Source organism: Streptomyces sp. BBFR102, assembly GCF_051397025.1.
GTDB lineage: Bacteria > Actinomycetota > Actinomycetes > Streptomycetales > Streptomycetaceae > Streptomyces.
The window spans coordinates 2,119,017-2,143,508 of the sequence record NZ_CP195757.1; the positions used below are offsets into that span (position 1 = coordinate 2,119,017).

The 24,492-nt window shown below is 68.4% G+C and carries 37 protein-coding genes; 3 read left to right on the forward strand and 34 right to left on the reverse strand.

The annotated features are described in order from the left end of the window. The first annotated feature begins 130 nt into the window (after positions 1-130). Positions 131-1,009, forward strand: coding sequence for a hypothetical protein (locus ACSLIC_RS09470; protein WP_436737254.1), 879 nt, complete (start codon positions 131-133; stop codon positions 1,007-1,009). 19 nt (positions 1,010-1,028) lie between these two features. On the opposite strand, the gene truA is transcribed toward ACSLIC_RS09470, so the two are convergent. The 31 genes from truA to rpsJ form a co-directional block, all read right to left on the reverse strand. Continuing rightward, on the reverse strand, positions 1,029-1,916 hold the full coding sequence (gene truA / locus ACSLIC_RS09475; protein WP_436737255.1) for a tRNA pseudouridine(38-40) synthase TruA: 888 nt from the start codon (positions 1,914-1,916) through the stop codon (positions 1,029-1,031). An 87-nt stretch (positions 1,917-2,003) separates the two neighbouring features. Next, positions 2,004-2,504 carry a 50S ribosomal protein L17 gene (gene rplQ / locus ACSLIC_RS09480; RefSeq protein WP_436737256.1) on the reverse strand — a complete coding sequence of 167 codons (501 nt, stop codon included), beginning with the start codon at positions 2,502-2,504 and terminating at the stop codon, positions 2,004-2,006. A gap of 401 nt (positions 2,505-2,905) precedes the next feature. Next, on the reverse strand, positions 2,906-3,928 hold the full coding sequence (locus tag ACSLIC_RS09485; RefSeq protein WP_100452315.1) for a DNA-directed RNA polymerase subunit alpha: 1,023 nt from the start codon (positions 3,926-3,928) through the stop codon (positions 2,906-2,908). A gap of 160 nt (positions 3,929-4,088) precedes the next feature. After that, on the reverse strand, positions 4,089-4,493 hold the full coding sequence (gene rpsK, locus ACSLIC_RS09490) for a 30S ribosomal protein S11 (protein ID WP_003948617.1): 405 nt from the start codon (positions 4,491-4,493) through the stop codon (positions 4,089-4,091). Positions 4,494-4,558: 65 nt separating this feature from the next. Continuing rightward, positions 4,559-4,939: a 30S ribosomal protein S13 gene (gene rpsM, locus ACSLIC_RS09495; protein WP_436737257.1), complete on the reverse strand. Its 381-nt coding sequence runs from the start codon at positions 4,937-4,939 to the stop codon at positions 4,559-4,561. A gap of 219 nt (positions 4,940-5,158) precedes the next feature. After that, the gene (rpmJ, locus tag ACSLIC_RS09500; protein WP_003948619.1) at positions 5,159-5,272 is read right to left on the reverse strand and encodes a 50S ribosomal protein L36; all 114 of its coding nucleotides are present in this window, start codon (positions 5,270-5,272) and stop codon (positions 5,159-5,161) included. 64 nt (positions 5,273-5,336) lie between these two features. Next, positions 5,337-5,558 carry a translation initiation factor IF-1 gene (gene infA, locus ACSLIC_RS09505; protein WP_003948620.1) on the reverse strand — a complete coding sequence of 74 codons (222 nt, stop codon included), beginning with the start codon at positions 5,556-5,558 and terminating at the stop codon, positions 5,337-5,339. Positions 5,559-5,804: 246 nt separating this feature from the next. Continuing rightward, positions 5,805-6,641: a type I methionyl aminopeptidase gene (gene map / locus ACSLIC_RS09510; RefSeq protein ID WP_436737258.1), complete on the reverse strand. Its 837-nt coding sequence runs from the start codon at positions 6,639-6,641 to the stop codon at positions 5,805-5,807. Between the two features lie 254 nt (positions 6,642-6,895). Continuing rightward, positions 6,896-7,552 (reverse strand): adenylate kinase, encoded by a 657-nt coding sequence (locus ACSLIC_RS09515; protein ID WP_436737259.1) that lies wholly within the window; start codon positions 7,550-7,552, stop codon positions 6,896-6,898. Then, positions 7,552-8,865 (reverse strand): preprotein translocase subunit SecY, encoded by a 1,314-nt coding sequence (secY, locus tag ACSLIC_RS09520; RefSeq protein WP_436737260.1) that lies wholly within the window; start codon positions 8,863-8,865, stop codon positions 7,552-7,554. Before secY ends, ACSLIC_RS09515 begins: the two co-directional genes overlap by 1 nt. Before the next feature lie 234 nt (positions 8,866-9,099). Further along, on the reverse strand, positions 9,100-9,555 hold the full coding sequence (gene rplO, locus ACSLIC_RS09525) for a 50S ribosomal protein L15 (protein WP_353773548.1): 456 nt from the start codon (positions 9,553-9,555) through the stop codon (positions 9,100-9,102). A gap of 1 nt (position 9,556) precedes the next feature. After that, positions 9,557-9,739, reverse strand: coding sequence for a 50S ribosomal protein L30 (gene rpmD, locus ACSLIC_RS09530; RefSeq protein ID WP_436737261.1), 183 nt, complete (start codon positions 9,737-9,739; stop codon positions 9,557-9,559). Next, positions 9,739-10,341 carry a 30S ribosomal protein S5 gene (gene rpsE, locus ACSLIC_RS09535; protein WP_436737262.1) on the reverse strand — a complete coding sequence of 201 codons (603 nt, stop codon included), beginning with the start codon at positions 10,339-10,341 and terminating at the stop codon, positions 9,739-9,741. The genes rpmD and rpsE overlap by 1 nt, the downstream gene beginning before the upstream one ends. 66 nt (positions 10,342-10,407) lie before the next feature. Next, positions 10,408-10,791: a 50S ribosomal protein L18 gene (gene rplR / locus ACSLIC_RS09540; protein WP_003948627.1), complete on the reverse strand. Its 384-nt coding sequence runs from the start codon at positions 10,789-10,791 to the stop codon at positions 10,408-10,410. A 3-nt stretch (positions 10,792-10,794) separates the two neighbouring features. After that, positions 10,795-11,334 carry a 50S ribosomal protein L6 gene (gene rplF / locus ACSLIC_RS09545; RefSeq protein ID WP_436737263.1) on the reverse strand — a complete coding sequence of 180 codons (540 nt, stop codon included), beginning with the start codon at positions 11,332-11,334 and terminating at the stop codon, positions 10,795-10,797. A gap of 21 nt (positions 11,335-11,355) precedes the next feature. Further along, on the reverse strand, positions 11,356-11,754 hold the full coding sequence (gene rpsH, locus ACSLIC_RS09550; RefSeq protein ID WP_003948629.1) for a 30S ribosomal protein S8: 399 nt from the start codon (positions 11,752-11,754) through the stop codon (positions 11,356-11,358). A gap of 246 nt (positions 11,755-12,000) precedes the next feature. Then, on the reverse strand, positions 12,001-12,186 hold the full coding sequence (locus ACSLIC_RS09555; protein ID WP_003948630.1) for a type Z 30S ribosomal protein S14: 186 nt from the start codon (positions 12,184-12,186) through the stop codon (positions 12,001-12,003). A 3-nt stretch (positions 12,187-12,189) separates the two neighbouring features. After that, a complete protein-coding gene (rplE, locus tag ACSLIC_RS09560) occupies positions 12,190-12,747 on the reverse strand; it encodes a 50S ribosomal protein L5 (RefSeq protein ID WP_436737264.1) in 558 nt (185 codons plus the stop codon). Then, a complete protein-coding gene (rplX, locus tag ACSLIC_RS09565) occupies positions 12,747-13,070 on the reverse strand; it encodes a 50S ribosomal protein L24 (protein ID WP_003948632.1) in 324 nt (107 codons plus the stop codon). Before rplX ends, rplE begins: the two co-directional genes overlap by 1 nt. A 2-nt stretch (positions 13,071-13,072) precedes the next feature. Then, positions 13,073-13,441 carry a 50S ribosomal protein L14 gene (rplN, locus tag ACSLIC_RS09570; RefSeq protein ID WP_003948633.1) on the reverse strand — a complete coding sequence of 123 codons (369 nt, stop codon included), beginning with the start codon at positions 13,439-13,441 and terminating at the stop codon, positions 13,073-13,075. A 133-nt stretch (positions 13,442-13,574) separates the two neighbouring features. Further along, on the reverse strand, positions 13,575-13,862 hold the full coding sequence (gene rpsQ, locus ACSLIC_RS09575) for a 30S ribosomal protein S17 (protein ID WP_003948634.1): 288 nt from the start codon (positions 13,860-13,862) through the stop codon (positions 13,575-13,577). After that, on the reverse strand, positions 13,862-14,086 hold the full coding sequence (gene rpmC, locus ACSLIC_RS09580; protein ID WP_003948635.1) for a 50S ribosomal protein L29: 225 nt from the start codon (positions 14,084-14,086) through the stop codon (positions 13,862-13,864). Before rpmC ends, rpsQ begins: the two co-directional genes overlap by 1 nt. After that, on the reverse strand, positions 14,086-14,505 hold the full coding sequence (gene rplP / locus ACSLIC_RS09585; RefSeq protein WP_003948636.1) for a 50S ribosomal protein L16: 420 nt from the start codon (positions 14,503-14,505) through the stop codon (positions 14,086-14,088). The genes rpmC and rplP overlap by 1 nt, the downstream gene beginning before the upstream one ends. Before the next feature lie 5 nt (positions 14,506-14,510). Then, on the reverse strand, positions 14,511-15,341 hold the full coding sequence (gene rpsC, locus ACSLIC_RS09590) for a 30S ribosomal protein S3 (protein ID WP_003948637.1): 831 nt from the start codon (positions 15,339-15,341) through the stop codon (positions 14,511-14,513). Continuing rightward, positions 15,341-15,688, reverse strand: a complete 348-nt coding sequence (gene rplV / locus ACSLIC_RS09595) for a 50S ribosomal protein L22 (protein ID WP_004571827.1) — start codon at positions 15,686-15,688, stop codon at positions 15,341-15,343. The genes rpsC and rplV overlap by 1 nt, the downstream gene beginning before the upstream one ends. A 47-nt stretch (positions 15,689-15,735) precedes the next feature. Continuing rightward, on the reverse strand, positions 15,736-16,017 hold the full coding sequence (rpsS, locus tag ACSLIC_RS09600; protein ID WP_003948639.1) for a 30S ribosomal protein S19: 282 nt from the start codon (positions 16,015-16,017) through the stop codon (positions 15,736-15,738). Positions 16,018-16,029: 12 nt separating this feature from the next. Then, a complete protein-coding gene (gene rplB, locus ACSLIC_RS09605; protein WP_436737265.1) occupies positions 16,030-16,866 on the reverse strand; it encodes a 50S ribosomal protein L2 in 837 nt (278 codons plus the stop codon). 38 nt (positions 16,867-16,904) lie between these two features. Beyond that, on the reverse strand, positions 16,905-17,321 hold the full coding sequence (gene rplW, locus ACSLIC_RS09610) for a 50S ribosomal protein L23 (RefSeq protein WP_436737266.1): 417 nt from the start codon (positions 17,319-17,321) through the stop codon (positions 16,905-16,907). Further along, positions 17,321-17,974 (reverse strand): 50S ribosomal protein L4, encoded by a 654-nt coding sequence (gene rplD / locus ACSLIC_RS09615; protein WP_436737267.1) that lies wholly within the window; start codon positions 17,972-17,974, stop codon positions 17,321-17,323. Before rplD ends, rplW begins: the two co-directional genes overlap by 1 nt. 7 nt (positions 17,975-17,981) lie before the next feature. Beyond that, a complete protein-coding gene (gene rplC / locus ACSLIC_RS09620; protein ID WP_436737268.1) occupies positions 17,982-18,626 on the reverse strand; it encodes a 50S ribosomal protein L3 in 645 nt (214 codons plus the stop codon). Positions 18,627-18,640: 14 nt separating this feature from the next. After that, entirely contained in the window at positions 18,641-18,949 is a 309-nt protein-coding gene (rpsJ, locus tag ACSLIC_RS09625; RefSeq protein ID WP_003948644.1) for a 30S ribosomal protein S10, read from the reverse strand. Positions 18,950-19,562: 613 nt separating this feature from the next. Between rpsJ and ACSLIC_RS09630 the strand changes: the two genes are divergently transcribed. Together ACSLIC_RS09630 and ACSLIC_RS09635 are read left to right on the forward strand one after the other, a co-directional pair. Further along, on the forward strand, positions 19,563-19,748 hold the full coding sequence (locus tag ACSLIC_RS09630) for a hypothetical protein (RefSeq protein WP_436737269.1): 186 nt from the start codon (positions 19,563-19,565) through the stop codon (positions 19,746-19,748). A gap of 65 nt (positions 19,749-19,813) precedes the next feature. Further along, a complete protein-coding gene (locus tag ACSLIC_RS09635) occupies positions 19,814-19,972 on the forward strand; it encodes a hypothetical protein (protein WP_436737270.1) in 159 nt (52 codons plus the stop codon). A 133-nt stretch (positions 19,973-20,105) separates the two neighbouring features. On the opposite strand, the gene panD is transcribed toward ACSLIC_RS09635, so the two are convergent. The 3 genes from panD to tuf all read right to left on the reverse strand — a co-directional run bounded on the left by panD (position 20,106) and on the right by tuf (position 24,444). Continuing rightward, the gene (panD, locus tag ACSLIC_RS09640; protein WP_436737271.1) at positions 20,106-20,519 is read right to left on the reverse strand and encodes an aspartate 1-decarboxylase; all 414 of its coding nucleotides are present in this window, start codon (positions 20,517-20,519) and stop codon (positions 20,106-20,108) included. 142 nt (positions 20,520-20,661) lie between these two features. Then, on the reverse strand, positions 20,662-22,983 hold the full coding sequence (locus tag ACSLIC_RS09645; protein ID WP_436740323.1) for a SpoIIE family protein phosphatase: 2,322 nt from the start codon (positions 22,981-22,983) through the stop codon (positions 20,662-20,664). Positions 22,984-23,250: 267 nt separating this feature from the next. Further along, on the reverse strand, positions 23,251-24,444 hold the full coding sequence (tuf, locus tag ACSLIC_RS09650) for an elongation factor Tu (protein WP_436737272.1): 1,194 nt from the start codon (positions 24,442-24,444) through the stop codon (positions 23,251-23,253). Positions 24,445-24,492: the final 48 nt, after the last annotated feature.

A 24,492-nucleotide genomic window follows, 5' to 3' on the forward strand; every position in this document is an offset into this window, starting at 1 on the left:
GCACGATACCCGCGTTTCCCCGAACGGGTCAAAACGCGAGCGCACGCGATACGGACCCGAAGGTCCGGACCGCGAGTCGAGGCGTATCCGCCCCTCCACCATAACCAACCCCGCCCGTAGGATGCCGCCCATGAGCTTTGGGCAGGGGGGGCCTCCGTGGGGCCCGGGGGACAGAAGCCCGCAGGGGCGGCAGCCGTACGGGCAGCAGCAGCCGGCCACGCCGGACTGGGAGGCGCTCGCCTCGGCCTCCGAGGCGCGTGGCCGCAAGCGGCGCTGGACGCTGATCGGGGGCGGCGCCCTCGCCACGGTCGCGGTCGCCGCGCTGGTCGCGACCCTGGTGGTGCGCGCCAACAGCGACGACCCGAAGGCCGCCGACCCGATCGGCGGGGTCTCCAGCTCCTCGGCCCTGCCCGAGGACACCACGGCCCCGGCCCCGTCCTTCTCCGAGGTGGCACCGCCACCCCCGCCGGACCCGAAGGACTTCGTCTCCAGCGCCGAGAAGGACAAGGCCCCGCTGACGGCCCTCTCGCTCTACCCGGGCAGGAAGCTCACCGTCGGCGACCGCGTCTACGCCAAGGGCGCCCTCGACCGCACCACGAAGTGCGCGAGCGGCACCCAGGGCGCCCTGGGCCAGGTCCTCACCGAGAACGGCTGCGAGCAGCTGATCCGCGCCACCTACCGGCGCGACGGCGTCGCGGTCACCGTGGGCGTCGCCACCTTCGAGACGGCCGCCGTCGCCGCCAAGGTGAAGGAGGAGACCAGCGGCAACGTCGCCTCGCTGGCCGGCGAGGGCGTCCCCACCTTCTGCCGCACCACGGTCTGCCGCTCCACCGCCAACGCCTACGGCCGGTACGTCTACTTCACCGTCGGCGGCTTCACCGACGGCGACGACGTCACCAAGCGGGACCGGGCCGTCTTCACCACCGGCGACGATGTGGCGGAGTTCACCCTGCGCCAGATCCACCGCCGCGGCCTCGCCCAGGCGTCCCGGGCGGCTGCGGCGCAGTGACCCGGCCGGCCCCGCCCGTTCAGCCGCAGCAGGCCGCGTTGGGCAGGGTCCGCTTGTTGCGGGCCTCCCGGCTGCGGGCCGCCAGTAGCTCGTCGGCCGGGTAGCCGACCTCCTCCAAGGTCAGGCCGTGCGGCCGTACCACGTGCACCGCGGAGTCCCGCACCCCGGCCGCCAGCACCTTCCCGGGCCACTCCACGGGCCGGTGGCCGTCGCCGACGAAGAGCAGCGCGCCGACCAGCGAGCGCACCATGTTGTGACAGAACGCGTCGGCCCGCACGGTCGCGGTGATGATCCCGTCCCCGTCCCGCTCCCAGCTCAGCTCCTGGAGGGTGCGGATGGTCGTCGCCCCCTCGCGCCGCTTGCAGTACGCGGCGAAGTCGTGCTCGCCCAGCAGCGCCGCCGAGGCCGCGTTCATCGCCTCCACGTCGAGCGTCCAGTCATGCCAGAGCACGTGCCCGCGCAGCAGCGGGTCGACCCCGCCCGGATGGTCGGTGACCCGGTACGCGTACCGCCGCCAGACCGCCGAGAACCGGGCGTCGAAGCCCGCCGGGGCCTGGGCCACCCGCCAGATCCGCACATCGTGCGGCAGCCGCCCCGCGAGCCGCCGCAGCAGCTTCTCCCGGTGCTCCGCCCACACTTCCTCGGGCAGGTCGACGTGGGCCACCTGCCCGCGCGCGTGCACCCCCGAGTCGGTCCGTCCGGCCACCGTCAGCTCGTAACTCCGCTCCCCCGACCGCGTCACGGTCCGCAGGGCGTCCTCGATCTCCCCCTGCACGGTGCGCCGCCCCCGGGCCTGCTTGGCCCAGCCGGAGAAGTCCCGGCCGTCGTAGCTGAGGTCCAGCCGCACCCGCACGTGCCCGTCCGCGGGCCCGTCCCGCCGCCCCGTGTACTCCACCTGCTCGCTCACCCGCGCATCCTCTTCTCCACCCGCCCGGTACGGCGGCGGGCCCGCACCCCCACAGGGATACGGGCCCGCGCACACGGTAGGACCGGCTCAGGCGTCCTTCGCCTCGTCGTCCTTGGCCTCGGCAGCGGCCTCGGGCGCCTCGGTGGCGGCCTCGTCCTTGCTCAGGGCGTCTTCCTTGACCGCGCGCTTGGTCGCGGCCTCGGCCTCACCGGTGGCCTGCTGGGCCACGGTCAGGGCCTCCACCAGCTCGATGACGGCCATGGGAGCGTTGTCGCCACGGCGGTTACCGACCTTGGTGATCCGGGTGTAGCCACCCGGGCGGTTCTCGTAACGGGGGCCGATCTCGGTGAAGAGCGTGTGGACGATGCTCTTGTCCGTGATGACCTGGAGAACCTGGCGGCGGTTGTGAAGGTCGCCCTTCTTCGCCTTGGTGACCAGACGCTCGGCGTACGGACGCAGACGGCGCGCCTTCGCCTCGGTCGTCTTGATCCGGCCGTGCTCGAACAGCGAGCGCGCGAGGTTCGCGAGCATGAGCCGCTCGTGCGCGGCGCTGCCGCCCAGACGGGCACCCTTGGTGGGCTTCGGCATGGTCTTTCTCCTTGTGATCTGCACCGGCCGTATCAGGTACCGATGACAGTGTCCGCACGAACTTGTGTCCGCCGGAGTCCTCACCTCAACCGCAGCAGCCCGACTTCAGCCTGCCGGCGGGCCGCGTAAAGCCCGCCGATCAGAACCCGTCCGGCGATTGAGGACAACTTTTCAACCGGCCACGCACCCGAGGAATCCCCCGGGAAGCCCGACCACAACTCAACCCGCCCGGACCGAGGAAACCCCTCAAGCCCAGCCCGGCATATCCAGCCCGTCCGGCGCTTGAGGACAACGTCCAGCCCGTCCGGCGCTTGAGGACACCCGAGCCCCGGCAGGGGCGGGCCATACGGACCCCGCCCGGCAGGGGCAGGCCCGAAGGCTCACCCCTGCCGAGCAGAACCTCAGTACTGCTCGGTCTCCACGAACCCGGCGTCCGCGTCGTCCTCGGCGCCGAAGGCGTCGGCCGCGGCGGTCGGGTCGAATCCGGGCGGGCTGTCCTTGAGCGCCAGCGACATCCCGGCCAGCTTCGCCTTGACCTCGTCGATCGACTTCGCACCGAAGTTGCGGATGTCGAGCAGGTCGGCCTCGGAGCGGGCGACCAGCTCACCCACGGAGTGGATGCCCTCACGCTTGAGGCAGTTGTACGAGCGGACCGTGAGCTCCAGCTCCTCGATCGGCAGCGCCAGGTCGGCCGCGAGCGCGGCGTCCGTCGGCGAGGGGCCCATGTCGATGCCCTCGGCGTCGACGTTCAGCTCACGGGCCAGACCGAACAGCTCGACCAGCGTCTTGCCGGCGGAGGCCATGGCGTCGCGCGGACGCATCGCCTGCTTGGTCTCGACGTCGACGATGAGCTTGTCGAAGTCGGTCCGCTGCTCGACTCGGGTCGCCTCGACCTTGTAGGTGACCTTGAGGACGGGCGAGTAGATCGAGTCGACCGGAACCCGGCCGATCTCCTGGCCCGCCTGCTTGTTCTGCACGGCGGAGACGTAGCCGCGACCGCGCTCGACGGTCAGCTCCATCTCCAGCTTGCCCTTGGCGTTCAGCGTGGCGAGCACCAGGTCGGGGTTGTGCACCTCGACACCGGCCGGGGGCGCGATGTCGGCGGCGGTGACCAGACCCGGGCCCTGCTTGCGCAGGTACATCACGACCGGCTCGTCGTGCTCCGAGGAGACGACCAGCTGCTTGATGTTGAGGATCAGGTCGGTGACGTCCTCCTTGACGCCCGGCACGGTGGTGAACTCGTGCAGGACACCGTCGATGCGGATGGACGTGACCGCCGCACCCGGGATCGAGGAGAGCAGCGTGCGCCGCAGGGAGTTGCCGAGGGTGTAGCCGAAGCCCGGCTCCAGCGGCTCGATCACGAACCGGGAGCGGAACTCGTCGACGACCTCTTCGGTCAACGAGGGACGCTGAGCGATCAGCATGTTTTCTGTTCCTTCAGTCAGGGGCGCCCGCTATTTGACGCCCGACCTACCGGGCGGTGAGCCCGGCATCGACACTGCTCAAGGATACGGGCGGTACAGCCGAATCGGCCGTACCGCCCGGAAACCCATGGCCGGCCGGGACTCAGCCCCGGCGGTCCGATCAGACGCGGCGGCGCTTGGGGGGACGGCAGCCGTTGTGCGGAGTGGGGGTGACGTCCTGGATCGAACCCACCTCCAGGCCGGTGGCCTGGAGCGAGCGGATCGCGGTCTCACGGCCGGAGCCGGGACCCTTGACGAAGACGTCGACCTTGCGCATGCCGTGCTCCTGCGCGCGGCGGGCGGCCGACTCGGCGGCCATCTGCGCGGCGAAGGGGGTGGACTTGCGCGAGCCCTTGAAGCCGACGTGGCCGGCGGAGGCCCAGGAGATCACGTTGCCCGTGGGGTCGGTGATCGAGACGATCGTGTTGTTGAACGTGCTCTTGATGTGCGCGTGGCCGTGAGCGACGTTCTTCTTTTCCTTGCGGCGCACCTTCTTGGCAGCGCCCTGACGTCCCTTGGGGGGCATGTCTTATCTCCAGTGGGAGGTGGTCGGTCCTACAGCGAAGACCGCTGACTGGCGTCCGCTGCGGACTACTTCTTGCCCGGCTTCTTCTTACCGGCGATGGCGCGACGCGGGCCCTTGCGGGTGCGGGCGTTGGTGCTGGTGCGCTGCCCGTGGACGGGCAGGCCCCGGCGGTGCCGCAGACCCTGGTAGCAGCCGATCTCGACCTTGCGGCGGATGTCGGCCTGGATCTCGCGACGGAGGTCACCCTCGGTCTTGATGTTGTTGTCCACGTACTCGCGGATCTTGACCATGTCCTCTTCGGACAGGTCGCGAACGCGGGCGTTGGGGTCGACGCCGGTGGCCTCCAGCGTCTGCTGCGAAAGGGTCCGGCCGATGCCGAACACGTACGTGAGGGCGACCTCCACGCGCTTTTCGCGCGGGATGTCGACACCGGAAACGCGTGCCATCTCATGGCTCCAGTTGTCTGTCGGAGGTCTGCCGCAGTGCCACTCCCGACCGCCGATCCACCAAGGCGGGCGAGGCCGACGAGGGGCATGGAACGGACCGGGTCCCCGGCCTCCGACCGGGGGTACCGCCCTTCTCAGGTTCAGGACACGGGAAGAGGCGGGCACTGCGTTTGGTGATACTGCTGTGCGTCGCGCGTGATCTGCGAGAGCAGGTGTGCGTCAGCCCTGGCGCTGCTTGTGGCGCGGGTTGTCGCAGATGATCATGACCCGGCCGTGACGGCGGATCACCCTGCACTTGTCGCAGATCTTCTTGACGCTCGGCTTGACCTTCATGGTGAGGTTCTCCGGGTCAGGTGCCGGCCACCGCCCCGGGGAAGGGGCGGCGAGCGGGCAAGATCTACTTGTACCGGTAGACGATCCGGCCACGCGTCAGGTCGTACGGAGACAGCTCCACCACGACCCGGTCGTCAGGGAGGATGCGGATGTAGTGCATACGCATCTTGCCGCTGATGTGTGCCAGGACCTGGTGGCCGTTCTGGAGCTCAACCTTGAACATGGCGTTCGGAAGAGACTCGACGACAGTGCCCTCGATCTCGATGGCACCTTGCTTCTTGGCCACGCTTCGCCCTTCGAATCGACTACCTTGACCGGCTCCGTGTCCCCTGCACACCCATACGGGCATGCGGGTGCACGACAGCCGACGCGTCAGTCTACGTCAGGCCCCCCGCAAAGGCGAATCGAGGAAGAATGCCCCGATCCGCTGATCCTTATGCGTTCCTGCCGCAGACCGTCGCAGGACACGCCCGGACGGGCGAGCCCCCCGGCCCACGCGCCCCAAGGGCCGCGTACGCCGGACATCTCTGGATCAGGCCGCCGGGTCCGGCGCCGTGGTGATCCCGAACTCGGCCAGCTTCGCCTTGCCGCCGTCCTCGGCGGTCAGCACCAGCGGACCCTGCTCGGTGAGGGCCACCGAGTGCTCCCAGTGCGAGGACCAGGTCCCGTCGGTAGTGATCACCGTCCAGTCGTCCTCAAGCACCTCGGTCTTCGGAGTGCCGAGGCTCACCATCGGCTCGATCGCCAGGCAGAACCCGGGGACCAGCTTCGGGCCCTTGCCCCGGCGCCGCTCGACGTAGTTCAGCAGGTGCGGGTCCATGTGCATCTCGGTGCCGATGCCGTGGCCGCCGTAGTCCTCGACGATCCCGTACTTGCCACCGCCCGGCTTCGGCTGCCGGCGGATGTACGTCTCGATCGCGCGGGAGACGTCGACCAGTCGGTTGCCCTGCTTCATCGCGGCGATCCCGGCCCACATCGACCCCTCGGTCACCCGGGACAGCTCGACCAGCTCCGGAGCGTGCCCGGAGCCGACGAAGGCGGTGTACGCGGCGTCGCCGTGCCAGCCGTCGACGATCGCGCCGCAGTCGATGGAGATGATGTCGCCGTCGGCGAGCACCGTCTTGTCGTCCGGGATGCCGTGCACCACGACCTCGTTGACCGAGGTGCAGATGGTCGCGGGGAAGCCGCCGTAGCCGAGGAAGTTGGAGCGGGCCCCGTGCTCCTCCAGCACCTTGCGGGCCACCTGGTCCAGGTCCCTGGTGGTGGCGCCCGGCACCGCCGCCTCACGGGTGGCGCGGTGGATGGCGGCCACGACCAACCCGGCCTCGCGCATCTTGGCGATCTGCTCGGGACTCTTGATCTGCACCACGGAACTACACACTCCTCTTTTTCTGGCGGCCTTCGCCGCCGGGGCGCGACAGGTCGGTGTCGACACGCCCGACACCGACGCGCCCCTCGGCCCGGATCGCTGGCCGTCTCGGTACGGGTGGGCCGGGACGCACGGGGTCCAGTCTGCCGCACCGGGGAGCCGCTCGGTTCCGCTCGCCCGGCCCGGGCCGGACACACCGCGGCCGCGGGCCCCTGACGGGGACCGCGGCCGCTGCTGGGCACGTAAGCCCTATGTCACTTCCGGTCGGCGCCGAGTGCCGCCATCGCACGGGCGGTGACGTCCTCGACCTTGCCGAGCGCCGAGATCGTCACCACGAGGCCCTGGGCCTTGTAGTGGTCGATGATCGGCTCGGTCTCGGTGTGGTAGACCTCCAGCCGCTTGCGGACGGTCTCCTCCTTGTCGTCCGGGCGCTGGTACAGCTCGCCGCCGCAGACGTCGCAGACGCCCTCGGTCTTCGGCTTGCTGTACTCCACGTGGAAGACGTGGCTGGAGTCCTTGCGGCAGATGCGGCGGCCGGCGATGCGCTTGACCACCTCGTCCTCGGGGACCTCCAGGTCCAGGACCGCGTCGAGCGCGACTCCCTGGGCCTTGAGGGACTCGTCCAGCGCCTTCGCCTGCGACACGTTCCGGGGGAAGCCGTCGAGCAGGAAGCCGTTCTCGGCGTCCGACTGGGCCATGCGGTCCTCCGCCATGCCGATGGTCACCTCGTCGGGGACGAGATTGCCGGCATCCATGTAGGACTTGGCCTGCTTGCCCAGTTCCGTGCCTTGGCTGATATTGGCGCGGAACAGGTCACCCGTGGAAATGTGCGGGATCGACAGGTTCTTGGCTAGGAACGCGGCCTGCGTTCCTTTGCCGGCACCAGGCGGTCCGACGAGGACGATTCGCATCAGCGGAGGAACCCTTCGTAATTGCGCTGCTGAAGCTGGCTCTCGATCTGCTTCACGGTCTCCAGACCCACACCCACGATGATCAGGATGCTCGTCCCGCCGAACGGGAAGTTCTGGTTGGCCCCGAAACCTGCCAACGCCATCGTCGGCACCAGTGCGATCAGCCCCAGATACAGCGAACCCGGCCAGGTGATCCGGTTGAGTACGTAACTCAGATACTCAGCGGTCGGTCGGCCAGCCCGGATGCCCGGGATGAACCCACCATACTTCTTCATGTTGTCGGCCACTTCTTCGGGGTTGAAGGAGATGGCCACGTAGAAGAACGCGAAGAACACGATCAGGAAGAAGTACAGGATCACATGGGCCGTCGCGCCCGTGTCCGCGAGATTGCTGTTGATCCATTGCGCCCAACCCGCCTGGGAGTTGGAGAACTGCACGATCAGCGCGGGGATGTAGAGCAGCGACGAGGCGAAGATGACCGGGATCACACCGGCCTGGTTCACCTTGAGCGGGATGTAGGTCGACGTACCGCCGTAGGACCGGCGGCCGATCATCCGCTTCGCGTACTGGACGGGGATGCGGCGCTGCGCCTGCTCGACGAAGACCACCAGGCCGACCATGGCGAGACCCACCAGGATCACGGTCCCGAACTCGATCCAGCCACCGGCCAGGTCACCCTGCTCCTTGATGGCCCAGAGGGAGGCGGGGAAGCTCGCGGCGATCGAGATGAACATCAGGATCGACATGCCGTTGCCGATGCCGCGGTCGGTGACGAGCTCACCGAGCCACATGACGAGGGCGGTACCGGCGGTCATCGTGAGGATCATGACGACGGTCACGAAGATCGACTGGTCCGGCACGATCTCCCCGGCGACCGGGCAGCCCTGGAAGAGCGAGCCGCTGCGGGCGGTCGCGACCAGGCCGGTGCCCTGCAGGACGGCCAGCGCCACCGTCAGGTACCGGGTGTACTGCGTGATCTTCGCCTGGCCGGAGGAACCCTCCTTCTTGAGGGCCTCCAGACGCGGGATGACCACGGTCAGCAGCTGGAGAATGATGCTCGCCGTGATGTAGGGCATGATGCCCAGGGCGAAGATCGTGATCTGGAGCAGCGCACCACCGGAGAACATGTTCACCAGGCCGAACAGGCCCTGGGTGGCGTTCGCCTGGTCCATGCAGATCTGGACGTTCTGGTAGCTCACGCCCGGGATCGGTACGTGCGCGCCGATCCGGTAGAGGACGATGATGCCGAGCGTGAAGAGCAGCTTCTTGCGCAGGTCGGGCGTCTTGAACGCCCGGGCGAACGCGGTGAGCACGGTGCCTCCTGCGACCCCCGCGCACGTGCGTCAGAGGTGACGGTCTTGAGGTTCGACGAATAGGGATCGGCGGATGAGCCGGGCGGCGGACCACTCGACCCCGGGGACGGGGTGTCCCCTGTTACAGCAACAGCGGACGCCACCTTACCGGCGAGAGCGCCCCCCTTGGAACGACCAACCGGGGATGCCCCATTTATGAGGCATCCCCGGTGGGTTACGTAACGGTCAACGAACTCAGACGAGCTCGGTGACGGTGCCGCCGGCGGCGGCGATCTTCTCCTTGGCGGAGCCGGAGACGGCGTCGACCGTCACCTGCAGCGCCACGGAGACCTCGCCCTGGCCGAGGACCTTGACAAGGCTGTTCTTGCGAACGGCACCCTTGGCGACCAGACCCTCGACGGTGACCTCGCCACCCTCGGGGTACAGCTCGGCCAGCTTGTCGAGGTTCACGACCTGGAACTCGGTCTTGAACGGGTTCTTGAAGCCCTTGAGCTTCGGGAGACGCATGTGGAGGGGCATCTGCCCACCCTCGAAGCGCTCCGGAACCTGGTAACGGGCCTTGGTGCCCTTGGTGCCACGACCAGCGGTCTTACCCTTCGACGCCTCGCCACGACCCACACGGGTCTTGGCGGTCTTGGCGCCCGGGGCAGGACGGAGGTTGTGGACCTTCAGCGGGTTCTGCTCCGCCATGTCAGTCGACCTCCTCGACCGTCACGAGGTGGCGGACGGTGTGCACCATGCCGCGGAACTCGGGGCGGTCCTCCTTGACAACCACGTCGTTGACCCTCTTGAGGCCGAGCGAGCGCAGGGTGTCGCGGTGGTTCTGCTTGCTGCCGATGAACGACTTCTTCTGCGTGATCTTGAGCTGCGGCATTACGCACCCGCTCCCGCACGCGCACGCAGCAGGGCCGCGGGGGCCACGTCCTCGAGGGGCAGACCGCGGCGGGCCGCGATCTCCTCGGGACGCTGGAGGCCCTTGAGGGCCGCCACGGTGGCGTGCACGATGTTGATCTGGTTGTCGGAGCCCAGGGACTTCGACAGGATGTCGTGCACACCGGCGCACTCGAGGACGGCGCGCACGGGGCCACCGGCGATCACACCGGTACCGGGGGAAGCAGGCTTGAGCAGGACGACGCCCGCGGCCTTCTCGCCGGTGATGGGGTGCGGGATGGTGCCCTGGATACGGGGGACCTTGAAGAAGTGCTTCTTGGCCTCCTCAACACCCTTGGCGATGGCGGCCGGCACCTCCTTGGCCTTGCCGTAACCGACACCCACGGTGCCGTCCGCGTCGCCCACCACGACCAGCGCGGTGAAGCTGAAGCGACGACCACCCTTCACGACCTTGGCGACTCGGTTGATCGCGACGACACGCTCGACATACGCGGTCTTCTCGGCAGCTGCGCCGCCGTCACGGCCCTTCCGGTCCCGCCGCTCGCCGCCACCGGCACCGCTTCCGCGGCGCTGGGGTCCAGCCATTGGATTTACCTCTCTCTGTTTCCGCTAGCTACGCAGCGACATTGAGTCGCTGTCCGCGACGGAGGCTCAGAACTTGAGCCCGGCTTCGCGGGCGGCGTCCGCCAGGGCGGCGATGCGCCCGGCGTACTTGTTGCCACCACGGTCGAACACGACAGCCTCGACACCCGCGGCCTTGGCACGCTCGGCGACGAGAGCGCCGACCTGCTTGGCGTGGGCGGACTTGTCGCCTTCGGCACCGCGGATGGACGTGTCCAGGGTGGACGCCGACGCCAGGGTGTGACCCTTGATGTCGTCGATCACCTGGGCGACCATGTGGCGGTTGGAACGCGTCACGACCAGGCGCGGGCGCACTTCGGTGCCCGAGACCTTCTTGCGGACGCGGATGTGGCGGCGCTTGATGGCAGCAGCCTTGTAGGCGTTGCCCTTCGCGATCTTCACACCGTATGCCATGGCTTACTTACCCGCCTTTCCGACCTTGCGGCGGATGACTTCGCCCTCGTACTTGACGCCCTTGGCCTTGTACGGGTCGGGCTTGCGCAGCTTGCGGATGTTGGCCGCAACCTCGCCGACCTTCTGCTTGTCGATGCCCTCGACCGAGAAACGGGTGGGGGACTCGACCTTGAAGGTGATGCCCTCAGGGGCCTCGATCAGGATCGGGTGGGAGTAGCCGAGAGAGAACTCCAGGTTGGAGCCCTTCGCGGCCACGCGGTAACCGACACCGTTGATTTCGAGCTTCTTGACGTATCCCTGGGTCACACCGGTGATCATGTTCGCCACCAGCGTGCGGGACAGGCCGTGCAGGGCCCTGTTCTGACGCTCGTCGTTCGGGCGCGTCACCGAGAGGGTGCCGTCCTCGCCCTTAGCGATCTCGATCGGCGCGGCGATGGTGTGCGCGAGGGAGCCCTTGGGGCCCTTCACGCCAACCGTGCGGCCATCGATGGTGACGTCCACGCCGGCGGGAACCGTGATGGGAAGCTTGCCAATACGCGACATGAGCTTTTCCTCCGTTCCCGACTACCAGACGTAGGCGAGGACTTCCCCACCCACGCCCTTCTTCTGCGCCTGCTGGCCGGTCAGGAGGCCGTGCGACGTGGAGATGATCGCCACGCCGAGACCGCCGAGGACCTTCGGCAGGTTGGTGGACTTCGCGTAGACCCGGAGACCGGGCTTGGAGATCCGCTTGATGCCCGCGATGGAGCGCTCACGGTTCGGACCGAACTTCAGCTCGAGGACGAGGTTCTTGCCGACCTCGGCGTCCTCGGTCTTCCAGCCCGTGATGAAGCCCTCCTGCTGGAGGATCTCCGCGATGTGCGACTTGATCTTGCTGTGCGGCATCACGACGGAGTCGTGGTACGCCGAGTTGGCGTTACGCAGACGCGTAAGCATGTCTGCGATCGGATCAGTCATGGTCATGAATCGGCCTTCGGCCTTTCTCGCCGGGGTTTCCTGTATGCGCCATCCCTCTCCCCGATCCGGGACGGGACGGGTGCGGCGCGGGGACCTGCGGCGTAGTAAGCGTCATATGCGGACTGCTCATGGTGAGCGTCCGCGGGCTGTCCAGGACGGCGGACGGCCAACCTCTTCAGCCTAAGCCATCGGAGGAAGATCGTCCGCCGCCTGGTTGCTTACCAGAGGCCCGGTGAATCCCTGAAGCGGGATCTACCAGGAGCTCTTGGTCACGCCCGGCAGCTCGCCGCGGTGAGCCATCTCACGAAGGCAGACGCGGCACAGGCCGAACTTGCGGTAGACAGAGTGCGGACGGCCGCACCGCTGGCAGCGGGTGTAGCCGCGCACGCCGAACTTCGGCTTGCGAGCGGCCTTTGCGATGAGAGCCTTCTTCGCCACGGCTCACGCCTCCTTGAACGGGAAGCCGAGGTGACGAAGGAGCGCGCGGCCCTCAGCGTCGTTGGTCGCCGTGGTGACCACGGTGATGTCCATACCCCGGACGCGGTCGATCTTGTCCTGGTCGATCTCGTGGAACATGACCTGCTCCGTGAGACCGAAGGTGTAGTTGCCACGGCCGTCGAACTGCTTGGGGGACAGGCCGCGGAAGTCGCGGATGCGCGGGAGCGCCAGCGACAGGGTGCGGTCCAGGAACTCCCACATGCGGTCGCCGCGCAGGGTCACGTGGGCACCGATCGGCTGACCCTCACGCAGCTTGAACTGCGCGATGGACTTCCGGGCCTTGGTGACGGCCGGCTTCTGGCCGGTGATCGTGGTGAGGTCGCGGATGGCGCCCTCGATCAGCTTGGAGTCGCGGGCGGCGTCGCCCACACCCATGTTGACCACGATCTTGGTCAGACCGGGGACCTGCATGACGTTCTCGTACTTGAACTCGTCACGCAGCTTGCCCGCGATCTCCTCGCGGTACCTCAGCTTCAGACGGGGTGCAGTGGTGGTCGTCATCAGATGTCCTCACCGGTCCGCTTGGCAACGCGGATCTTGTTGCCGTCCTCGTCGAAGCGGTACCCGACGCGGGTGACGACCTTGTTGCCGTCCTTCTCCACGACGAGCGACACGTTGCTCACGTGGACCGGGGCTTCGGTGGTCACGATCCCGCCGGCCTGCGACGCGCGGCCCGGCTGGTTCGCCTTGGTGTGCTTCTTGACCCGGTTGACACCCTCGACCAGGACGCGCTCCTCGCGCGGGAAAGCGGCAATGACCTTGCCCTGCTTGCCCTTGTCCTTACCGGTGATGACCTGGACCAGGTCGCCCTTCTTGATCTTCATGCTTACAGCACCTCCGGCGCGAGCGAGATGATCTTCATGAACTTCTTCTCGCGCAGCTCACGGCCGACCGGGCCGAAGATACGGGTGCCGCGGGGGTCGCCGTCGTTCTTCAGAATGACGGCGGCGTTCTCGTCGAAGCGGATGTACGAGCCATCCGCGCGACGGCGCTCCTTGACGGTGCGAACGATGACGGCCTTGACGACGTCACCCTTCTTCACATTGCCGCCCGGGATCGCGTCCTTGACGGTGGCGACGATGACATCACCGATGCCCGCGTAGCGGCGGCCAGAGCCACCGAGAACGCGGATGGTGAGGATCTCCTTCGCACCCGTGTTGTCGGCGACGCGAAGTCGCGACTCCTGCTGGATCACGTCTATCTCCTGATCGTCTGCCGGTTCCCGGCAGGGGAGGAACCCCGTGGGGCCGCTCCCCTGCCGAGCCTGGCGGAACTGGTCCGAGGGTTACCCCTCGGAGGGATGCTCTTGCCTGTAGTCCCGGAAGGGATTACTTGGCCTTCTCGAGGATCTCGACGATGCGCCAGCGCTTGGTGGCGGACAGCGGCCGGGTCTCCATCAGGAGGACACGGTCACCGACGCCGGCAGCGTTCTGCTCGTCGTGTGCCTTGAGCTTGTTCGTACGGCGGATGACCTTGCCGTACAGGGCGTGCTTGACGCGGTCCTCGACGGCGACGACGACGGTCTTGTCCATCTTGTCGCTGACCACCAGACCCTCGCGGGTCTTGCGGAAGCCGCGGGCGTCCTTGGTCTCTTCAGTCACGTTGCTCTCGCTCATCAGGCGCTCTCCACCGTCTCGATGCCCAGCTCGCGCTCGCGCATCAGGGTGTAGATCCGGGCGATGTCCTTACGGACGGCCTTCAGCCGACCGTGGTTCTCAAGCTGACCCGTCGCCGCCTGGAAGCGGAGCTTGAACAGCTCGTCCTTGGCCTCGCGGAGCTTCGCCAGAAGCTCCTCGTTGCCCAGCTCGCGCAGCTCGGACGCCTTGGTACCGGCCGACATCACGACTCACCTGCCTCGCGCCGAACAATCCGGCACTTCATCGGAAGCTTGTGAGCTGCGCGGGTAAGCGCCTCACGCGCAATCTTCTCGTTCGGGTAGGACAGCTCGAACATCACCCGACCCGGCTTGACGTTCGCGATCCACCACTCGGGCGAACCCTTACCGGAACCCATGCGGGTCTCGGCGGGCTTCTTCGTGAGCGGACGGTCCGGGTAGATGTTGATCCAGACCTTGCCGCCACGCTTGATGTGGCGGGTCATCGCGATACGAGCGGCCTCGATCTGGCGGTTCGTCACGTAGGCGGGGGTGACCGCCTGAATGCCGTACTCGCCGAACGCGACCTCGGTACCGCCCTTGGCCATACCGTTCCGCTTCGGGTGGTGCTGCTTGCGGTGCTTGACCCTACGGGGGATCAGCATGACCCTCAGGCCTCCGTTCCGGTGCTCTCAGCCGGAGCGGCAGCGGCGGGCGCTTCGGCCTTGGGGGCCTCGGCAGCCGGCGCGGACTGCTGCTGCGGCTTACGACCGCGACGCTCGCCACCACGGCCACGGGCCGGGCGGTCGTTGCCGCCACCACGGGCCGGGCGGTTGCCGGCGCGGGCCGCGGCGTTCTCGGCGCGAACCTCGGCGATGTTCTTGACGTCGCCCTTGTAGATCCAGACCTTCACGCCGATGCGGCCGAAGGTCGTCTTGGCCTCGAAGAAGCCGTAGTCCACGTTGGCGCGGAGCGTGTGCAGGGGCACGCGGCCCTCGCGGTAGAACTCCGAACGGGACATCTCGGCGCCGCCGAGACGACCGCCGCACTGGATCTTGATGCCCTTGGCGCCGGCCTTCATCGACGACTGCATGCTCTTACGCATGGCGCGACGGAAGGAGACACGCGAGGACAGCTGCTCGGCGACGGCCTGGGCCACCAGCTGAGCGTCGGTCTCGGGGTTCTTGACCTCGAGGATGTTCAGCTGCACCTGCTTGCCGGTGAGCTTCTCCAGCTCGCCGCGGATGCGGTCGGCCTCGGCGCCGCGGCGGCCGATGACGATGCCCGGACGAGCGGTGTGGATGTCAACGCGGACGCGGTCGCGGGTGCGCTCGATCTCCACCTTGGAGATGCCGGCCCGCTCCATGCCCTTCGTCATCATGCGACGAATGGCGACGTCTTCCTTGACGTAGTCCTTGTACAGCTTGTCGGCGTACCAACGCGACTTGAAGTCGGTCGTGACACCGAGCCGGAACCCGTGCGGGTTTACCTTCTGGCCCATTACCGGGTTCCTTCCTTGCTGCTGACGACCACGGTGATGTGGCTGGTCCGCTTACGGATCCGGTAGGCCCGGCCCTGGGCGCGCGGCCGGAACCGCTTCAGGGTCGGACCCTCGTCCACGTACGCCTCGCTGATGACCAGCGAAGAGGCGTCGGTGTGGTCGTAGTTGTGCGCGGCGTTGGCGATGGCGCTGTCAAGCACCTTGCCGACCGGCACGCTCGCGGCCTGCGGGGCGAAACGCAGGACCGCCTGAGCCTCCGTGGCATCCATGCCACGGATGAGGTCCACCACGCGGCGGGCCTTCATGGGCGTGACGCGGATGTACCGCGCCTGGGCCCTGGCTTCCATGGTTGTCCCTTCGGTGTTAGTCATAAGTCGTCGTTTCCACCCCGCCTTTAGCGGCGCTTCGACTTCCGGTCGTCCTTGACGTGGCCGCGGAAGGTGCGAGTCGGCGAGAACTCGCCGAGCTTGTGGCCGACCATCGACTCGGTGACGAACACCGGGATGTGGGTCTTGCCGTTGTGCACCGCGATCGTGTGGCCGAGCATGGCCGGGACGATCATCGAGCGACGGGACCAGGTCTTGATGACGTTCTTGGTGCCTGCTTCGTTCTGGACATCCACCTTCTTGATCAGGTGGTCGTCGACGAAGGGCCCCTTCTTGAGACTACGCGGCATCTAAACCCGCTCCTAGCGCTTCTTGTTCGTCTTGCGGCGGCGGACGATGTACTTGTTGCTCGCCTTCTTGGGAGAACGCGTACGACCCTCCTTCTGACCCCAGGGGGAGACCGGGTGGCGACCACCACTGGTCTTGCCCTCACCACCACCGTGGGGGTGGTCAACCGGGTTCATCGCCACACCGCGAACGGACGGGCGGACGCCCAGCCAGCGCTTGCGGCCGGCCTTGCCCCAGTTGATGTTCGACTGCTCGGCGTTGCCGACCTCGCCGATGGTGGCGCGGCAGCGGACGTCGACCAGGCGGATCTCGCCGGACGGCATACGAAGGTGGGCCATGGACCCTTCCTTCGCGAGCAGCTGCACGGAGGCACCCGCGGAACGGGCGAACTTCGCGCCGCCGCCGGGCCGCAGCTCGATGGCGTGGATGGTCGTACCGACCGGGATGTTGCGGAGCGCCAGGTTGTTGCCGGGCTTGATGTCCGCGCCGGGACCGTTCTCGATCCGGTCGCCCTGCGACAGGTTGCGGGGGGCGAGGATGTAGCGCTTCTCGCCGTCCGCGTAGTGCAGCAGCGCGATACGCGCGGTGCGGTTGGGGTCGTACTCGATGTGCGCGACCTTCGCCGGCACGCCGTCCTTGTCGTGACGACGGAAGTCGATCACGCGGTAGGCGCGCTTGTGTCCGCCACCCTGGTGGCGAACGGTCACACGACCGGTGTTGTTACGGCCGCCCTTGCTGTGCAGCGGGCGGACCAGCGACTTCTCCGGCGTGGACCGCGTGACCTCGACGAAGTCGGCGACGCTGGAACCACGACGGCCCGGAGTCGTCGGCTTGTACTTGCGGATACCCATTTCTCAGTCCTCGTCCGATATCGGACCAGGGCGCTCCGTTAGGAGGCCTGGCCGAAGATGTCGATACGGTCGCCCTCGGCGAGGGTCACGATCGCGCGCTTGGTGTCGGCACGCTTGCCGAAACCGGTGCGGGTCCGCTTGCGCTTCCCCTGGCGGTTGATCGTGTTCACCCCGGTGACCTTGACCTCGAAGACCGCCTGGACGGCTTCCTTGATCTCGGTCTTGTTGGCGTTGGGCGCGACGATGAACGTGTACTTGTTCTCGTCGAGGAGCGCGTAGCTCTTTTCCGAGACGACCGGCTTGACGAGAACGTCACGGGGGTCCGTGAAGCTCTTGCTCAGCGGGGTCTCGACGGTGTTCTTGCCCTCCGCGGCGTGGCGCTTCGCCTTGGCGACGCGCGCGGCCTTGGCGGCCTTGGCCGCCTTGGGGGCAATGCTCGGGTGACGCGTGGCCATCAGGCGTCGCTCCCTTCGGTCTCGTTGGCGACCTTGGGGCCGGACACGAAGGACTCGAAGGCGGCCTGGGTGAAGACCACGTCGTCCGAGACGAGCACGTCGTACGTGTTCAGCTGGCCCGGCTCCAGGATGTGCACCTGGGGCAGGTTGCGGGCGGAGAGCAGCGCGGCCTCGTCGGAGCGCTCGATGACCAGGAGCACGTTCTTGCGCTCGCTGATCTTGCCGAGCAGACCCTTCGCGGCCTTCGTCGAGATCTCGCCCTCGACCACGCCGGTGACGACGTGGATGCGGTCGTGGCGGGCCCGGTCCGAGAGGGCACCGCGCAGGGCGGCGGCCTTCATCTTCTTCGGGGTCCGCTGCGAGTAGTCACGCGGCACGGGGCCGTGGACGACGCCACCGCCGGCGAACTGCGGAGCGCGGGTCGAACCCTGACGGGCGCGACCGGTGCCCTTCTGGCGGTACGGCTTGCGGCCACCGCCGCGCACCTCGCCACGCGACTTGGTCTTGTGCGTGCCCTGTCGGGCAGCGGCCAGCTGGGCGACGACGACCTGGTGGATCAGCGGAACGCTGGTCTTGGCGTCGAAGATCTCCGAGGGGAGCTCGACGGTCCCGGCCTTGTCGCCAGCCGGCGAAAGGATGTCAATGGTGCTCATCGTTACCTCAGGCCCCCTTGGCCGCGGTACGGACCAGGACGAGGCCGCCGTTCGGACCGGGGACGGCGCCCTTGATGAGGAGCAGCCCCTTCTCCGCGTCAACGGCGTGGACGGTCAGGTTCTGGGTGGTGACCCGCTCGTTGCCCATACGGCCCGCCATGCGGAGGCCCTTGAACACACGGCCCGGGGTGGCGCAGCCACCGATGGAACCGGGCGAGCGGTGCTTGCGCTGGGTGCCGTGGCCGGCGCCGAGGCCCTTGAAGTTGTGACGCTTCATGACACCGGCGAAGCCCTTGCCCTTGCTCTTGCCGGTCACGTCGACCTTGAGGCCAGCCTCGAAGGTGTCGGCGTTCAGCTCCTGGCCGAGGGTGTACTCGCTGGCGTCAGCGGTACGGATCTCGACGAGGTGACGGCGAGGGGTGACGTCGGCCTTGGCGAAGTGGCCCTTGAGGGGCTTGTTCACCTTGCGCGGGTCGATCTCGCCGAAGGCGATCTGCACGGCCTCGTAGCCGTCGGTGTCATTCGTGCGGACCTGGGTCACGACATTGGGCCCGGCCTTGACGACGGTCACCGGGACAACCCGGTTGTTCTCGTCCCAGACCTGGGTCATGCCGAGCTTCTCGCCCAGGATGCCCTTAATCTGCTTAGCCATCTCTAGCGCGCCTCTCAGAGCTTGATCTCGATGTCGACGCCGGCCGGAAGGTCGAGTCGCATCAGAGAGTCAACGGTCTTGGGCGTCGGGTCGAGGATGTCGATGAGGCGCTTGTGGGTGCGCATCTCGAAGTGCTCGCGAGAGTCCTTGTACTTGTGCGGCGACTTGATGACGCAGTACACGTTCTTCTCAGTGGGCAGCGGCACCGGGCCTGCGACCGACGCACCAGTGCGGGTCACCGTCTCGACGATCTTCTTCGCCGAAGAGTCGATGACCTCGTGGTCGTAGGCCTTGAGCCGGATGCGGATCTTCTGTCCCGCCATGGCTACTTGGTAGTCCTGTCTCTCGTCACGCTCTGGGACCCGGGGTCCGGTCTCCCTCTCCGACCCACGCGGTCGGGTGTGTCGCCTTCCCGCCCGTACGAAATTTCCTCGCGGAATCCCATCTGGGGGGCTGCGTTCCACACCGTGGCCACGCGATTCGGTGAGCCACACCTTGCGGCGTGGTGACCACCGGGCGCCTGGCTGGTACCCCGCACACGCTTCCCGGAAGATTCCCGTACGTCCGCCACAGCGCTGCCTTCGGCGAACCTGGGGCAGTTGAGGCGACGAGTACTGTGGGACTCGCTTCCAGTCCTCCCGGCGGGAGGCGCGCGGCATCGGCACTCAACCGAGCAACCCGGTCAGTCTGCCACACGGGTCCCTCTTTGAGCCAATCGAGCCGAGAAGCTTACCCCCGACCTTCCGTCGGTCAAACGCAGCCGCGCCCGCACGAGGGCGGGCGCCTCCGCCGCGACCCGCCGAGCGCACGTTCCCATGCCCCCTCATCAGGGTGAATCCCCCCATTCCGAGGGGCCTGGCATGTGCCGGAGCCATATGTTCCTGTCCCGATCATCAGACCGGCCGCCTCCTCGCCGGCCCCGAGTCAGCAGCGTTCATGGTCAGCTCGCCCCACGAGGCGAGGCCCCGCGTCTTCCAGGACCACCCCGGCCTCTTCAGCCGGGTCGGCCCGGCGCTGGGGGTCGACTTCCCTCCGCACACCTCGTTCGACGTCATGCCCACCGATCTCACCGAACTCCAGCCGCTGGAACGCCGGGCCGACACGCTTCGACACCGAGCGTGACGGGCCGTTCCTCCTCACCGTGGAGGCCCAGGGAGCTTCCGGCCGCCGGTCTGTGGAGGAACGTGATGGCTGTGGATCTCTCGTTCTACAAGTCGCCGATCAGTCAGGAGATCCGGGCGGAAGGGGCGGCACGGGCGTTGCCCGTCGTTCTTGAGGCCCGGGGGTTCCACCTGCCGGCCGCGACGGAGCGGAAGGTCTCGCAGTGCCGGGACTCGCGGCCCTGAACCGGTGGCTGTCGCGCGCGGCGACCGCTGACAGCCTCGATGAGATCTTCCCCGAGGACTGATCCGACCCCGTACGGCGAGGGGCCCGCGGCGCGACCACCGCGCTGCGGGCCCCTCGTCGTACGCGCGGAAGCTAGACGCTCCGCGGGCTCCGCACCTGGTCGCTGCCCGGCACCGGCTCCCCCGGGTCCGCGCCCAGCGTGACGAGGCGGTTCTGAGCGTCGACGTGGACGACGGCCGGGACGAGGCTTCGGGCCTCGGCGTCCTCGACCTGGGCGTAGCTGATGAGGATGACCAGGTCGCCGGGGTGGACGAGGTGGGCGGCGGCGCCGTTGACGCCGATGACGCCGGAGCCTCGTTCTCCCTCGATGACGTAGGTCTCCAGCCGTGCCCCGTTGGTGATGTCGACGATGTGGACCAGCTCGCCGGGGAGCAGGTCGGCGGCGTCCATCACATCGCGGTCGACGGTCACGGAGCCGACGTAGTGGAGGTCGGCGTGGGTGACGGTGGCCCGGTGGATCTTGGACTTGAACATGGTGCGCAGCATGCGGGTGCACTCCTGGGGACAGAGGGGTCGCGCCCTCGGTGAGGTGCGCGCCTACGTAGCCCATGGTAGAGCGGGGCGCGGGAACGGGCCGGTGGCCGCCTTCCGGCCCCGCGTACGGACGTGGCCGAAGGGGGCTCCGGCCTCACTCCGGGAAGTCCTCCACCAGCTCCTGCTCCGCCCAGATGGTCTTCCCGTTCTGCCCGTACCGGCTCCCCCAGCGGCGGCTGAGCTGGGCCACCAGGAAGAGGCCGCGCCCGCCCTCGTCGGTGGTGCGGGCTCGGCGCAGGCGGGGCTGGGTGTTGCTGGGGTCGGTGACCTCGCAGTAGAGGAGTTCGCCGCGGATCAGGCGCAGGCCGATGGGGCCGCCCGCGTGGCGCACCGCGTTGGTGACGAGTTCGCTGACGATCAGCTCGGTGACGAAGGCGTTGCCCTCCAGTCCCCATTCGGTGAGCTTCTCGGTGGCCGCGTTGCGGGCCGCCCCCACCGCGTCGGGCTCCGCCGGGAACTCCCAGCTCGCGACGGACCCCGGGTCGAGCGCGGAGGGGCGGGCCAGCAGCAGCGCCGCGTCGTCGAGGAACGGGGACCCGTCCCCGCCGGTCATCAGGCCCTTCGACAGCGAGGGCAGGCTCTCCTCGGACCGCTGGAGCCGGGCCAGCCGGTCGGACAGGTCGCGGGTGGCGACGTCGAGGTCGGGCGCGTACCGCCGCAGCAGGCCGTCGGTGTACAGGCACAGGACGCTGCCCGGCGGCATGTCCACGGTGGCCGTCTCGAACGGCAGGCCCCCCACCCCCAGGGGCGGCCCCGGCTGGAGGTCGACCGGCTCGGCGGACCCGTCGGGGAGGGCGAGGATCGGCGGCGGATGGCCCGCCGAGGCCATCACGCAGCGCCGGGTGACCGGGTCGTGCAGGGCCACCAGGCAGGTGGCGCCGACCGTGTCGCGGTGCGCGGGCCCCGCCTCGGCGGCCAGCCGCGCCACCAGCGTGTCGAGCTGGGTGAGCACCTCGTCGGGCGCCAGTTCCAGGTCGGCCAGGGTCTGCACGGCGGTGCGCAGCCGGCCCATGGTGGCGGTGGCGTGCAGCCCGCTGCCGAAGACGTCGCCGACGACCAGCGCGGTACGCAGCGAGGGCAGGGCGATGGCGTCGAACCAGTCACCGCCGATCTCCGCGCCGGCCTCTGCGGGGACGTAGGAGCCCGTGGTCTCCATGACCCGGGTGGAGGTGGACGCCTGGGGCAGCAGCCGTCGCTGGAGGCTGTCGACCGCGCGGTGCTCGCGGGTGTACCGGCGGGCGTTGTCCACGCTCAGCGCTGCCTGGGCGGCGATCTCGGTGAGCAGGGCGACGTCGTCCTCGTCGAAGGGCTCGGGCCGCTCGATCCGCCAGACGCCGACGGCCCCGAGCAGCAGGGCGCGTGCGAAGAGCGGGGCGATGATCAGGGAGTGGGCGCCTTCGGGCGCCGCGAGCCGGACGTCCGCGGGGTCTCCCAGCATCTCCTCCACCGAGCGGCGGTCCATCCGGATCGTGCGGCCCTCCTGGACCTCGCGGACCTTCGGCCGGTCGGGGAAGGGTGGCACGGTCGCGCCGACCGGCAGCAGGCCCTCGGGCCAGGGCCCGTCGGCGGAGCGCACCGCCACCCGGCGCAGCAGCAGGTCTCCCCCGCCGGAGGTCTTCGAGGGCTCCTCGCCGGTGAGGACGGCGTCGGCCAGGTCGACCCAGGCGACGTCGGCGAAGTCGGGCACCAGGGTGTCGGCGATCTCCTGCGCCGTCCGCTCGATGTCGAGGGAGTTGCCGACCCGCGAGGACGCCCGGTGGCGCAGCTCGGCCCGCTGGGCGGCGCGCCAGTGCTCGGTGGCGTCGGTGAGGAAGACGGCGACGCCGGTCGGCTTCCCCGCGGGGTCCTCGGTCCGTACGGCGGAGTAGGAGAGCGACCACTCCCGGTACGGCGGCCGGATGGAGCGGACGTGCTGCTCCTGCGCGGCCAGCGGCCTGCCGGTCTCCAGAACCTCCCGCAGGGTGCGCTCGGTCTCCTCGGCGTCCTTGTCGTCCATCACCTCGTGCAGTCGGCTGCCCCTCTTCTGGGGCGGCCCGCCGAACTCCCCGGGCAGGACGTTGGTCCGCAGGACGGCGAGGTCGGCGTCCCGCAGCACGAAGCCGAGCCGGTCCTGCGAGAGCAGCGCCCGGAAGACGGCGTCGGCCTCCTCTGCGTCGGCGACCCGGTCCGCGCCGACCGCCATCACCAGCGAGAAGGGGGAACCCCGCAGCTTCTCGGCCCAGTACCGCACGTCCAGGGTCCGGCCGTCGCCGCGCCGCAGGACGGCCTCGCCCCGCTCCGGCAACCGGGTGCGGCGCTCCTCGGCCAGCAGCCGCAGGGCGGAACGGCCCAGCACCTCGCCCGCGGGCCGCCCGAGCAGTTCCTCGGCCGCCCGCGACCAGCCCGCGACGATCCCCCGGTGGTCGACCAGCGCCACCGCAGCACCCTCCGGCGGACCACCATCCGCCTCGCTCGCGCCCATGGTGCCGTCACCACCGCCTCTCGTCGGGTCGGTGTCCCCATCATGTCCCCCCGCCCGCACCCCCGCCTTCCAGCAGCGGACTCCGGGTGACCCGGCCCCCCGGACGCACGCCGGCAAGCGGGCTCGGGCCGGGGCCGCGCACGCAGAAGGGCCCGTACGACCGAAGTCGTACGGGCCCTTCTCAAGCAGCTCGGAGAGCTACCAGATCAGCGCGGCCATCAATTACTTGATGATCTTGGTGACCTGGCCGGCGCCCACGGTCCGGCCACCCTCACGGATGGCGAACTTCAGGCCCTCCTCCATGGCGACGGGCTGGATCAGCTCGACGCGCATCTCGGTGTTGTCGCCCGGCATGACCATCTCGGTGCCCTCGGGGAGGTTCACCACACCGGTCACGTCAGTCGTACGGAAGTAGAACTGCGGGCGGTAGTTGTTGAAGAAGGGGGTGTGACGGCCACCCTCTTCCTTCCCCAGGATGTAGGCCTGGGCCTCGAACTCGGTGTGCGGGGTGACCGTACCGGGCTTGATGATGACCTGGCCGCGCTCGACGTCCTCGCGCTTGATGCCACGGAGGAGCAGACCGACGTTCTCGCCGGCCTGGCCCTCGTCGAGCAGCTTGCGGAACATCTCGATGCCGGTGACCGTGGTGGTGGTCTTGTCCTGCTTGATGCCGATGATGTCGACGGTCTCGTTGACCTTGAGGACACCACGCTCGATGCGGCCGGTGACGACCGTACCGCGACCGGTGATCGTGAAGACGTCCTCGATCGGCATCAGGAACGGCTTGTCGACGTCACGCTCGGGCTCCGGGATGGCCTCGTCGACAGCCTTCATCAGGTTGAGGACGGACTCACCCCACTCCTTGTCGCCCTCAAGGGCCTTGAGCGCCGAGACCTTGACGACCGGCAGGTCGTCGCCCGGGAACTCGTACTCGGAGAGGAGCTCACGGACCTCGAGCTCGACGAGCTCCAGGATCTCCTCGTCGTCCACCATGTCGGCCTTGTTCAGGGCGACGACGATGTACGGAACGCCGACCTGGCGGGCCAGGAGCACGTGCTCCTTGGTCTGCGGCATCGGGCCGTCGGTGGCGGCGACCACGAGGATGGCGCCGTCCATCTGCGCGGCACCCGTGATCATGTTCTTGATGTAGTCCGCGTGACCGGGGCAGTCGACGTGGGCGTAGTGACGCGAATCCGTCTGGTACTCGACGTGCGAGATCGAGATCGTGATACCGCGCTGACGCTCCTCGGGCGCCTTGTCGATCATGTCGAAGGCCGAGGCCTCGTTCAGGTCCGGGTACGCGTCGTGCAGCACCTTGGTAATGGCGGCCGTGAGGGTCGTCTTACCGTGGTCGATGTGACCGATGGTGCCGATGTTGACGTGCGGCTTAGTCCGCTCGAACTTCGCCTTCGCCACTGGGGTCCTCCTGTGGAGTGGTTCTGTACGCCTTACTCATCGGCGCCA